The sequence below is a fragment of the Bacillus norwichensis genome (genome assembly GCF_014836955.1).
Lineage (GTDB): Bacteria > Bacillota > Bacilli > Bacillales > Bacillaceae_C > Siminovitchia > Siminovitchia norwichensis.
Genome location: NZ_JACSPV010000009.1, coordinates 134,290 through 145,688 on the forward strand (window position 1 = coordinate 134,290; position 11,399 = coordinate 145,688).

Consider the following 11,399-nt stretch of genomic DNA (forward strand, 5'->3'; position numbering starts at 1 on the left):
TCATAAGTCCTTAATAAGCAAGTCATGAGAGGGTGCGTTTTCTCATGGCTTTTTTGTGTGTTTTTTTATTGAAGGAGGAACATATATGATTATATGCAGTGTACATCAGCTCGGAAAAATGTATGGAGGTCACTCCATTTTTGAAAATATATCGTTTGAAATTCACGAGAAAGATCGGGTTGGCCTAGTTGGGAGAAATGGAAGTGGGAAAACGACTTTATTCCGGTTGCTAAGCGGGGAGGAAATGCCTGATTCTGGCCAAATTAACTGGAAAAAGGGTTCTGAGGTGGGCTATCTCGCGCAAATTCCAGCTTTTCCAAGTCAATTGACGACAAAGGCGGTTTTGGAAACAGCTTTCTCAGATCTTTTACAAATAGAAGAGAAAATGAAAAAGCTTGAGGTAAAGATGGGGAAGGAAACAAATGGAGAAAGCCTGCAAAAATTAATCAATGATTACGGAAATCTTCAAGATTATTTTACATTAAAAGGTGGATATGAGGTGGAGGCTAATATTGAAAAAATCGTTAATGGCCTAAACATTCATGATCTACTTGATAAGGAATTCGTCCAATTAAGTGGTGGCGAAAAAACAAAGGTTGGCTTAGCCCTTATTCTTTTAAAAAAACCAGACTTCTTATTACTAGATGAACCAACAAACCATTTAGATTTAATGGCATTAGACTGGCTTGGCAGCTATTTGCAAGATTATAGTGGAACGATTGTTGTTATTTCTCACGATCGATATTTTCTCGATGAGGTTGTGAATAAAATTTTTGATTTGGAGGAAGGAGAAATTGAGTGTTATTCTACAAACTTTTCCGGATTTGTGAAAGAAAAAGAGGAACGGCTTTTAAGAGAATTCAACGCATATGAAGAACAGCAAAAGAAAATAAAAAAAATGAAAGAAGCTATCAAACGTCTAAAAGATTGGGCGAATAGAGCCAATCCTCCTAATGAAGGTCTTCATAAACGCGCAAGAAATATGGAGAGGGCATTAGAGAGAATGGAAAAACTGAATCACCCAAAATTAAATCAGAAAAAAATGGGCCTCGAGATAGATTCTGCAGATCGAAGTGGTAAAGATGTGTTGATGCTCACTGATGTTTCAAAATCTTATGGAGAGAAGGTGTTATTCAAACGTGCTCATATGCATGTGACGTATCAAGAACGAGTTGCTATTGTTGGAGAGAATGGAACGGGGAAATCCACTTTAATCAAAATGGTTCTGGGGCAACTCCTTGCTGATGAGGGAGAAATTAGAATCGGAAGTAATGTAAAAATTGGATATTTATCTCAAAACATATTTTCCGAGATTAAAGATGAAACACTTATTGAGGCGTTTCGCAATGAGGTAAGGGTTACGGAAGGGGAGGCAAGACATATTTTGGCCAGGTTTTTATTTTATGGTCATATAGTTTTCCGTAAAGTTTCTCAGCTTAGTGGAGGAGAAAAAATGAGACTTCGCTTAGCTCAACTGATGTATCAAGACATTAACCTGCTCATTTTAGATGAACCAACAAACCACCTAGACATTGAATCTCGAGAAGTTTTGGAAGAAGCTCTTGAAAATTATAGTGGAACAATTTTGGCTGTTTCACATGATCGCTATTTTCTAAATAAGCTATTTGAGAAAATTTTTTGGATTGACTCAAAAGAAGTTCATTGTTTCGAAGGAAACTACAATTGGTCAAAGGAGAAAATGGCTGATGAAAAAAGTAGAACAGAGCATATAACAGACATTAAAAAGAAACCACCTTTGGTAAAGACGGTAAAACGCAATAATATAGAAAATGACTTTTTAGAAAAGGAATTAGAAACGCTGGAACATAAGATTTCAGAGTTGGATAAACAGTTAACGGAAATTCATGAATTAGAACATTTACAACAACTATATCAAGATAAGGAGGAGCTCGAGAGACAGTGGGAAACACTTTATAAGCAACTGCATTTGTAAAAGTAAATCAGTTGGACGAAACGTTTCGTCCAACTGATTTGTCTGTGTGGGATCTTCTTGCTAGATACCCACCGGTTTCAGGATATTGTAACACTGTCCAAAACAGAGAACTACGGTTCAGTTTGACCTAAGATACTGTTCCAAAAAAGAAATACGCTCAAGTAAGACAAATATTGTCGAAAAAAAACGGATAAGACTGGAACGTTGGTAGGAGCTTAGTTTGTATTAGAATATATACGCTCCAATTTCTTTGAATTCATGCCAGTTGAAAAAGGCAATAACTATACAATTTAATCCTATATTTGATATAATCAGAAAAATGCATTTTTATCACTGGGATATTTGTTAACTTAGTCACAAGGAGGAGGAAAGGTTTATGCTCTTTAAGAAAAGCTTCAAAAGTGAGTCAGTGAACGGAGTACAGATGGGAAATGGGACGATGTCATTTCAAAACATCAAATTAAATGTTCATTGCTTTTTCCTTGATGGTGTTTTAATAGATACAGGGGCGAAGTCATTGGAAAAGTACTTTAATCCATTTTTTCGGCAGCTTGATATTGATCAAGTAGTGATTACCCATTATCATGAAGATCATACAGGGGGTGCCTCATATCTGCAGAAGCTTCAGCTTCCTATTTTTATGGATGATATGATGATTGAGTATTGTAGTAAGAAGGCTGCCTATCCTATTTACCGTCAGTTGTTTTGGGGAAGACGTGGGCCATTCCAGGCAGAACCGATTTCTGAAACATTTCATTCTCAAAATGGAACATGGCGGGTAATCAAAACACCAGGACATGCTATCGATCATCTCGCTTTTTTAAATCATTCAACAGGGCAGCTTTTTACTGGAGACCTTTATTGTCAGGAGAAGACAAAGGTTATTCTTCGTGAAGAGGATATCCCAATGATTATCGAATCAATTAAAAAAGTCTTATCCTATGATTTTGATGAAGTGTTCTGCAGCCACGCAGGTTATTTGAACAATGGGCGCTCAGCCTTAAAGCAAAAGCTAGAATATCTGTTGGATCTGCAAGGGAATATTTTAAAGTTGTATGATGAAGGAAACAATCCAGAAGAGATTCATAAACTATTGTTTCCTAAAAAATATCCAATTACGCATTTCTCCTCAGGAGAATGGGACTCAATTCATATTATAAACTCTATCATTCAACAAAAAACGGGTATTTCAACGTTTGAAAAATGAATGAGTCATCACTCATTTTTTGTTGAGGAGATTTATGATTTACTTTATATTTAGATCAATTCGTTTATCATTTACCGTTCTATTGGCGTTGATGTCGGCATATAGAACTTTTGCGATTCTTTCTGACGAATCAGAATTTGGAAATAAATGGTTTTATAAACTAAAAGAAAAATTAGTGAAAGAAAAAAATGCATATTGGTATTCCATTCAGAGGAGGTTCAAACCCCGGCTGAATGAAGTTAAAGCCTCCGGTGGATGCCACAGAATTTATCGAGCGAAGCTCGATAAATTCTGGGCGCAAATACGCCAAGGCGCATTTGATAAATGGTAAACGTTGATATATCAAGACTTTTGGAGATTCCGTACTGTGTTTACGCCTAAATGATATTATTAATACACATTGGAAATTATTTAAATTACAGTAGTTTCATTTAATAATTGACGATGAACAGGGTGTGATATAAAATAAAAATGACATATGTGTCATTTTTATTTTAAGAGGAGGTTACTATGCCTAAGGTGAGCAATGAATATGTAGTAAGAAAGAAAAATGCTATTTTAGAAGCAGCATTAACGGTATGTAAAGTTAAGCCACTATATGAAATTACGATGAGAGATATTATTAAAGCTTCAGGGTTAAGTCAGGGAGGAATTTATCGCTATTTTTCAGACTTAGACGAAATACTTGTTGCAATCATTAATCAAGCTAACAATAATGCTGACTATAAGCAGGCTGTAAATGCAACCATTGAAAATAGCCATTCTCCTAAAGAGACGATAGAAAATCTGTTTACTTTTCTCGGAGAATATATTAAAGAGAACTTATCAACTGTGGGCAAAATTCAATTTGAGCTTACAATTTTATTTGCGAACAATCCAAAAAGACAAGAAAAAATTTTATCTAACATTACTGAACAGGAAAGTGGACAATACTTGGTTGAGCGATTATTTAATGCAGTCAATGAAGGAATTTCTTTGGGGTGTTTTCAGCCTAAAGTATCACCAGAAGATTTATTTACTTTTATGATGACGTCTATTGATGGAATTGTAAGAGATGTTGTTTTACAAAAGTGCTATGGGATGTTTCAAGATGAACAAGCACTTTTTGATGAGATTACCCTAATGGATACTCTATGTAAGTCTGTATTATTATTGTTGGGATCCAAGTAAGGATGGAGGTAACAGGGTTGGGGAAAGAGGTAAGAAGGTTTCTATTCTATACATTTTCTTTATCATGGATACTATGGGGCGGCTTAGCGATATTAACACAATTCAATTTGCTCAAATTTGGAACAGCATTATCAATCATCTTGTTTATTCTAGGCGGTGTCGCACCTGCTATTTGTGAGATATGGCTAAAAAGGAAATATAGTTCTAAAGAAGAGTTTAAATCGTTTATTAAAAATATAAGAAATCCTAGACATCCATTCGTATGGTATTTACTTACTGTCGGACTTGCATTTGCGGCTTGTTTTTTACCGACTCTTTGGGATGGAGCAACGGTTGCGAACCCTCTATATTTGGCATTGATAAATTTTCCAATAATGATTATTGGAGGTGGTCTGGAGGAAATCGGCTGGCGTGGGTATTTACAGCCTACGTTGCAAAAGAAATTTTCTTCATTCACAAGTACGCTCATTGTGGGAGGTATTTGGGCAATCTGGCATTTGCCATTATGGTTTGTGATTGGTTCAAATCAAGTGACTATGAATTTTCTTTGGTTTACTCTAATGGCCCTAGCACTATCATTTTTAATGACCGTCATTTATTTATCCACTAAGAGTATTTTTTTATGTGTTATTTTCCATGCCCTGATTAATTCATTTTGGGAAGTATATATTCCAGATACAAATGTTCTGTCTGCTTTATTTACGCTTTTATTTGCACTGGTCATTTTTACAGTGTTTGAACTCTATCGTAAGAGGAATAACACTAAAGGCTCTACACCACGGATAAATGTCTTATCATCACATAACAAATAAGATTCTTACTTACTTAAGCTATAGATTTTAATATCCAATAAAAATTAATAACGGAACAATCGGGAGCAATTCAGCAGTAAGAATTATGCTCATTTTTTATGAATCCCACCTGTAAAAAAACGTTGTTATTTATGAAAAACAGTTTTTTATATCAAGGTCCTCATCATTTAACAGAAATTGGTATTGAACATCAATCTGAATTTTTTATGGAATTTTGAATCGCCTCTCTGTTACCTGAAAAATCAGCTTTGGAAGAAAACAAAGACAATCGTGGAACAGATTCATTATTGCAGAATCCCTAAATATTAAATACACTCTATTCATGATGATGTATAGAAAAGGTGACTTGGAAATGAAAATTTTACTGGTGGAAGATGATAAAACAATTGCGTCCGGACTTGAATATTCACTTCAGCAAGATGATTTTTCAACAATATTATGCTATGATGCCAGCTCCGCTAAGAAGATATTATCAGAACAGCTTGAGCAAATTTCTTTATGTTTATTTGATTTGTCTTTGCCTGACGGCAGTGGCTATGATTTATGCAAAATGGTAAAAGAGAAGAGCGATATTCCGGTCATTTTTTTAACAGCCGTTGATGATGAAGTTAATGTGGTGATGGGACTTGATATGGGGGCCGATGATTATGTGACGAAGCCATTCCGTATTCGCGAGCTGCTCTCACGAATTAAATCTGTTTTACGTAGATATCATAAGCAGATACAAACAAAAACAGTGATTGAAATTGAAAATATTAAGATAAATACCCTCGAAGGAAAGGTCTATAAAAATGGCGTTGAGGTTATTTTAACGGCGTTGGAATATCGGTTACTATTAATCTTTGCTAATCATATTGGACAAGTGCTTTCACGAAATCAGCTGCTTGAACAAATTTGGGATGTAGCAGGGGACTTTGTGAATGATAATACATTAACTGTTTACATTAAACGGTTAAGAGAAAAATTAGAGGATCAGCCGCAAAATCCGACTATTGTTAAAACAGTACGTGGTGTTGGCTATAAGGTTGGCGATTAATATGCTGCGAAATAAAGAGATTCAGATTTTATTAATCACTATGTGTTCCATCAGTTTGGCTGCAATCATCGCAGCATTCTTCATTTCTACCGCTGCTTTTATTCTAATTTCTATCACTTCTTTTTTACTGATCTTTTCCTGCTTTATCTTTACTCGTTGGAGATATCATGAAATCGAGAAGTTGTCCGATTATTTACGTCAAATTACAAGTGGCAATTATTCTTTGGATATAAGAGATAATCATGAAGGCGAGCTAAGTATTTTAAAAAGTGATATTTATAAAGTTACGCTAAAGCTCTCTGAACAGAGCTTACTTCTACAGAAAGACAAGCTTCAACTGACAGATGCGATTTCAGATATATCTCACCAATTGAAAACACCGTTAACTTCAATGATGGTGATGTCAGACTTATTAAGTGATGCAGACCTGCCTAAGGAAAAAAGGATGGAGTTTACACGCAATATCCGAGTTCAACTTGAACGGATAGAATGGCTTGTTTCTTCATTATTAAAGCTCTCGAAAATCGATGCAGGTACTGTTCAATTTAAAAAGGATAAGATTGTGGTTCATCAGCTAATTCAAGCAGCAATTCAATCTGTCCTGATCCCTATTGATATTAAAGAACAGAACATATCAATTAACGGTGAAGAAAACATAACATTTTTGGGTGATTTTAATTGGACTGTTGAAGCACTCATAAATATATTGAAGAACTGTGTAGAGCATACTCAGGAAGGCGGAACTATTAGCATTACCTTCACAAAAAACGCCTTGTTTACGGAAGTCATCATTAGCGATAATGGTCAGGGTATTCCAAGAATAGATTTACCATATATTTTCAAACGCTTTTATAAAGGAAAAAATGCAAGTGAGGATAGTGTGGGAATTGGACTTGCGATGGCTAATAGTATTATCAAAAGCCAAAATGGGGATATCAGTGTAACGAGTGAAAAAGGAAAGGGTACTAAATTTAGAATAAAGTTTTATACGCAGGTGATATAAAGCCGCCCAAATTTCTTTTAATGGGTGGCTTTTTCAAAGGAAAAGTTACGGTAAATGCTCTTGAAAAAGGAGCTGTGCCTAACTCAAAGCGCTTTTTGAAGGCAGATTATTTCTTCTTCAGCGCCTATCGACTGGCTCTTCCGCTTTTCTATTGGCTAGCTCCAGCGCCTATCGACTAGCAGACTTCCCGCTTCTTCCTGCGATAAGTCAACATCGCTCCGCTGCACTTCGCGTGTTTCCTTTATCTCGTCAGAATCGCTCCAGTCTGTACGTCGATAAACAGGCTCTTCCGCTTTTCTATTGGCTAGCTCCAGCGCCTATCGACTAGCAGACTTCCCGCTTCTTCCTACGATAAGTCAACATCGCTCCGCTGCACTTCACGTGTTTCCTTTATCTCGTCAGAATCGCTCCAGTCTGTACGTCGATGAACAGACGCTTCCGCTTTTCTATTGGCTAGCTCCAGCGCCTATCGACTAGCAGACTTCCCGCTTCTTCCTGCGATAAGTCAACATCGCTCCGCTGCACTTCGCGTGTTTCCTTTATCTCGTCAGAATCGCTCCAGTCTGTACGTCGATAAACAGGCTCTTCCGCTTTTCTATTGGCTAGCTCCAGCGCCTATCGACTAGCAGACTTCCCGCTTCTTCCTACGATAAGTCAACATCGCTCCGCTGCACTTCGCGTGTTTCCTTTATCTCGTCAGAATCGCTCCAGTCTGTACGTCGATAAACAGGCTCTTCCGCTTTTCTTGACTACCTTTAACAAAAGCTAAGTGACTAAATTGTCATTTTCAAAGTCACTTGAATGTCACTTTGGATAGATAAACTATAATTAACAGCAAACATGGAGGTTTTACAATGGAAATTTTAAAAATAGAAAATCTGTCTAAAGTGTATGGAAAAGATGAGACAGCCGTTAAGGCATTGGATGATGTTTCTTTTACCGTTAAAAAGGGAGAGTTTATTGCGATTATCGGTCCGTCCGGATCTGGTAAATCCACACTTTTACATTTGCTTGGTGGTGTGGATCGTCCTTCAAGTGGAAAAGTATTTGTGAATAATACTGATATTTATAGCCTGAATGAAACGCAGTTAGCTATTTTTAGGAGAAGACAGATTGGCTTAATCTATCAATTTTACAATCTGATTCCCGTTTTAACGGTGGAAGAAAATATTACTTTGCCGCTTTTGTTGGATCAGCATCAGGTTGATAAAAAACAGCTTGATGATATTGTGAAAAAGCTGAATTTGGAAAGTCGCTTAAATCATTTGCCAAATCAGCTTTCGGGCGGACAGCAACAGCGGGTTTCAATTGGACGTGCCTTAATTAGTAATCCGGCAATTATGCTGGCGGATGAACCAACGGGGAATCTGGATAGTAAAAATAGTGCGGAAATTATCGATTTATTGAAAATGTTTCATAAAACCTATAACCAGACTCTCATTGTCATTACACATGATGAGCGGATTGCTCTCCAGGCAGACCGCCTTATAGCAATTGAAGATGGCAAGATAACCCGGGACGAGGTGATTCGTCCATGAACATTGTCAACAAACTGACAGTCAGGCATTTGCGGAAAAATAAGCGTCGAACACTCGTCACGATCATTGGAGTGATCATTTCTGTAGCAATGCTCACAGCAGTGGCAACGATTGGTGTTTCTTTTATGGATTTGATGAAGAGGCAAGCTATTGCAGATAGAGGAGAATGGCATGTTCTTTATAGTGACGTTAATCAAGATCAACTCCAGGCAATAAAGAAAGATGAGAATACGAAAAAAATAGTTCTATTAAAAGAGCTAGGCTACGCTTTATTAAAAGGAAGTAAAAATGAAGATAAGCCTTATCTATTTATCAAACAGTATAATCAAGCTGGATTTGAACAATTTCCCATAAAATTAAGTAGTGGCAGATTGCCAAGAACACCAGATGAAATTGTTATTTCAAATGAAGTGAACGATAGTGCCCAGGTTGATTATAAGATTGGTGATGTAATCAAGCTCGATATTGGCAACAGAATTTCAAATGATCCGGAGATTGATGAACCTTTGGATCAAACTTATTCTTTAATAACAGATGATAAAGGTGAAATCAATGAAGAATTGAAAGTTACATCAACAAAAGAGTTTACGATAGTTGGTACAATTAAACGCCCGACATCGGAACCCATCTGGGGGCCCGGTTATACGGCCATTTCCTATCTTGATGAAGGTTTAGATGGCAAGGACGAACTTGTAGATGCAGCAGTCGTCTTAAAGAAAGTCAACAATTCTATATTCGACCATGCAGCAAGTTTAGCCAAGAAAAATCACATTGATTACTTTGGAATGAACTATGATTTACTGATTTACTATGGTGCAGTAAAAAGTGAAGGTATGCGTACAACACTTTATTCATTGACGGCCATCATCATGATTATTATTATTGTTGGATCAGTGTCATTAATTTATAATGCGTTCGCGATTTCCGTTTCGGAACGCTCCAGGCATTTGGGGATGCTTTCCAGTGTTGGGGCGACAAAAAAACAAAAGCGAAACTCGGTATTTTTTGAGGGGATTATGATTGGATTGATCAGTATCCCAATTGGAATACTGTCTGGGCTTGCTGGAATGTGGGTCACATTCTTACTAATTAATTCCATTATTCAAGGGGCATTGGAAATAACTGAAAGGTTAAAAGTGACCGTAACGTCAGGCTCTATGCTATTAGCTGTCTTGGTTTCGATCATTACCATTTTCATATCCACTTATATCCCTGCAAGGAGAGCCTCACGTATATCTGCGATTGACGCAATTCGTCAATCAACCGATGTAAAGTTAACCAGAAAAGCAGTAAAGACCTCCAAAACAGTTCGTAAATTATTTGGAATCGAAGCTGAAATAGGCTTGAAAAATTTAAAAAGAAATAGGCGAAGATATCAAGCAACTGTTTTTTCACTTGTGATCAGTATAATGCTTTTCTTATCCGTCTCCTTTTTTACAGACAATTTAAAAAAGTCATTGTCCCTTTCTCGGGACGGACTAAACTATGATATTGGGGTGGGGATAGAACGAGGGAGAGACGACCAGCTGGTCAACTCGATTTTATCAACTGATGAAATAACAAAATATGCGATAATGTCGAAACAATATGCTCAATCTTGGATAGAAAAAGATGAGGTGTCTGATGTACTGCGTCAACTCGAAGACTTTAATGGTGAGCTTGTTAAAGGAAAATATCCTTATCAAGTGTGTCTTTATGTGCTTGATGATAAAAGCTTAAAAGCATATGCAAAAGAAGCGGGGGCAGATTACAACGAGCTTCAAGCTGGTTTAAACGCAATTGTGATTGATAAAATTCAGTATGAAGATGAAGAAAAAGGGAAATATGTTGAAACAAAGGTTATTCATACAAAGGTTGGAGAGAAGATTAAGTTATATTCTGATTATCAAGAGGATGATAAACAAAAATATATAAATGAATTGACTATTTCGGCATTAACAGATCAGCTTCCTGTGGGAGTTATTCCAGAAGGTCCCAGCAGCTTGAATATTGTTATATCTGAAACAGCTCTAGATAGACTGGGCATTAAGGTAGGCGAAGAGCGCGAGTTGTATTTAAATAGCGCAGATCCAATTAAGACTCAGAAAAAAATAGAGGAAATGGAAGAAGTTAAACATTACATTCTTAATGTGTATCAAAGCCGTCAGCAGGATGAACAAATGGTAATGATCATGTCTGTCTTTACTTATGGATTTATCGTATTGATTACAGCCATTTCAATTGCAAATATTTTAAATACCATTTCGACGAGCATTTCTTTAAGAAAACGTGAATTTGCTATGCTCAAATCGGTAGGAATGACGCCTAAAGGTTTTAATAAAATGATCAACTATGAAAGTATTTTTTATGGAATAAAAGCATTAATGTATGGACTTCCTTTAAGTCTTTTATGTATGCTTCTTATCCATAAGGCACTGATGAATTCGTTTAGTTACACTTTCTCACTACCGTGGATGAGTATTGTCTATGTGACTCTAGCCGTTTTTATCATCGTCGGTATGTCCATGCTTTATTCGAGTGCGAAGGTAAAGAAGGAAAACATCATCGATGCTTTAAAACAAGAAAATATATAGTTGAAGTTAAAGCCTCCGGCGGATGCCAGAGATTTTCAGAGGAAACAATCGGGCGACGTTTCTCGTCGCCACCGTCTAGAATGAAAACTGATTCTTACCTTATGCA

General features: G+C 36.7%; 9 protein-coding genes. All 9 read left to right on the forward strand.

The window, feature by feature from the left end; translation table 11 throughout:
* Positions 1 to 85 precede the first annotated feature (85 nt).
* The 9 genes from abc-f to H9631_RS07790 all read left to right on the forward strand — a co-directional run bounded on the left by abc-f (position 86) and on the right by H9631_RS07790 (position 11,293).
* On the forward strand, positions 86 to 1,954 hold the full coding sequence (abc-f, locus tag H9631_RS07750; RefSeq protein WP_191811517.1) for a ribosomal protection-like ABC-F family protein: 1,869 nt from the start codon (positions 86 to 88) through the stop codon (positions 1,952 to 1,954).
* A 376-nt stretch (positions 1,955 to 2,330) separates the two neighbouring features.
* Positions 2,331 to 3,161 carry an MBL fold metallo-hydrolase gene (locus tag H9631_RS07755; protein WP_191811519.1) on the forward strand — a complete coding sequence of 277 codons (831 nt, stop codon included), beginning with the start codon at positions 2,331 to 2,333 and terminating at the stop codon, positions 3,159 to 3,161.
* A gap of 34 nt (positions 3,162 to 3,195) precedes the next feature.
* Positions 3,196 to 3,492, forward strand: a complete 297-nt coding sequence (locus tag H9631_RS07760) for a hypothetical protein (RefSeq protein WP_191811520.1) — start codon at positions 3,196 to 3,198, stop codon at positions 3,490 to 3,492.
* Between the two features lie 179 nt (positions 3,493 to 3,671).
* Positions 3,672 to 4,331, forward strand: a complete 660-nt coding sequence (locus H9631_RS07765) for a TetR/AcrR family transcriptional regulator (RefSeq protein WP_191811522.1) — start codon at positions 3,672 to 3,674, stop codon at positions 4,329 to 4,331.
* Between the two features lie 17 nt (positions 4,332 to 4,348).
* Complete coding sequence (locus H9631_RS07770) at positions 4,349 to 5,143, forward strand: CPBP family intramembrane glutamic endopeptidase (protein ID WP_191811524.1); 795 nt, start codon at positions 4,349 to 4,351, stop codon at positions 5,141 to 5,143.
* Between the two features lie 352 nt (positions 5,144 to 5,495).
* Positions 5,496 to 6,179: a response regulator transcription factor gene (locus H9631_RS07775; protein ID WP_191811525.1), complete on the forward strand. Its 684-nt coding sequence runs from the start codon at positions 5,496 to 5,498 to the stop codon at positions 6,177 to 6,179.
* Position 6,180: 1 nt separating this feature from the next.
* The gene (locus H9631_RS07780; RefSeq protein WP_191811527.1) at positions 6,181 to 7,182 is read left to right on the forward strand and encodes a sensor histidine kinase; all 1,002 of its coding nucleotides are present in this window, start codon (positions 6,181 to 6,183) and stop codon (positions 7,180 to 7,182) included.
* Between the two features lie 854 nt (positions 7,183 to 8,036).
* On the forward strand, positions 8,037 to 8,720 hold the full coding sequence (locus H9631_RS07785) for an ABC transporter ATP-binding protein (protein ID WP_191811529.1): 684 nt from the start codon (positions 8,037 to 8,039) through the stop codon (positions 8,718 to 8,720).
* Positions 8,717 to 11,293 (forward strand): ABC transporter permease, encoded by a 2,577-nt coding sequence (locus H9631_RS07790; protein ID WP_191811531.1) that lies wholly within the window; start codon positions 8,717 to 8,719, stop codon positions 11,291 to 11,293. Before H9631_RS07785 ends, H9631_RS07790 begins: the two co-directional genes overlap by 4 nt.
* Positions 11,294 to 11,399: the final 106 nt, after the last annotated feature.

Bases quoted from the DNA above. Each gene is read 5' to 3' on its own strand.
- abc-f (WP_191811517.1), top strand. From the start codon at position 86: ATGATTATATGCAGTGTACATCAGCTCGGAAAAATGTATGGAGGTCAC.
- H9631_RS07755 (WP_191811519.1), top strand. From the start codon at position 2,331: ATGCTCTTTAAGAAAAGCTTCAAAAGTGAGTCAGTGAACGGAGTACAG.
- H9631_RS07760 (WP_191811520.1), top strand. From the start codon at position 3,196: ATGATTTACTTTATATTTAGATCAATTCGTTTATCATTTACCGTTCTA.
- H9631_RS07765 (WP_191811522.1), top strand. From the start codon at position 3,672: ATGCCTAAGGTGAGCAATGAATATGTAGTAAGAAAGAAAAATGCTATT.
- H9631_RS07775 (WP_191811525.1), top strand. From the start codon at position 5,496: ATGAAAATTTTACTGGTGGAAGATGATAAAACAATTGCGTCCGGACTT.
- H9631_RS07780 (WP_191811527.1), top strand. From the start codon at position 6,181: ATGCTGCGAAATAAAGAGATTCAGATTTTATTAATCACTATGTGTTCC.
- H9631_RS07785 (WP_191811529.1), top strand. From the start codon at position 8,037: ATGGAAATTTTAAAAATAGAAAATCTGTCTAAAGTGTATGGAAAAGAT.
- H9631_RS07790 (WP_191811531.1), top strand. From the start codon at position 8,717: ATGAACATTGTCAACAAACTGACAGTCAGGCATTTGCGGAAAAATAAG.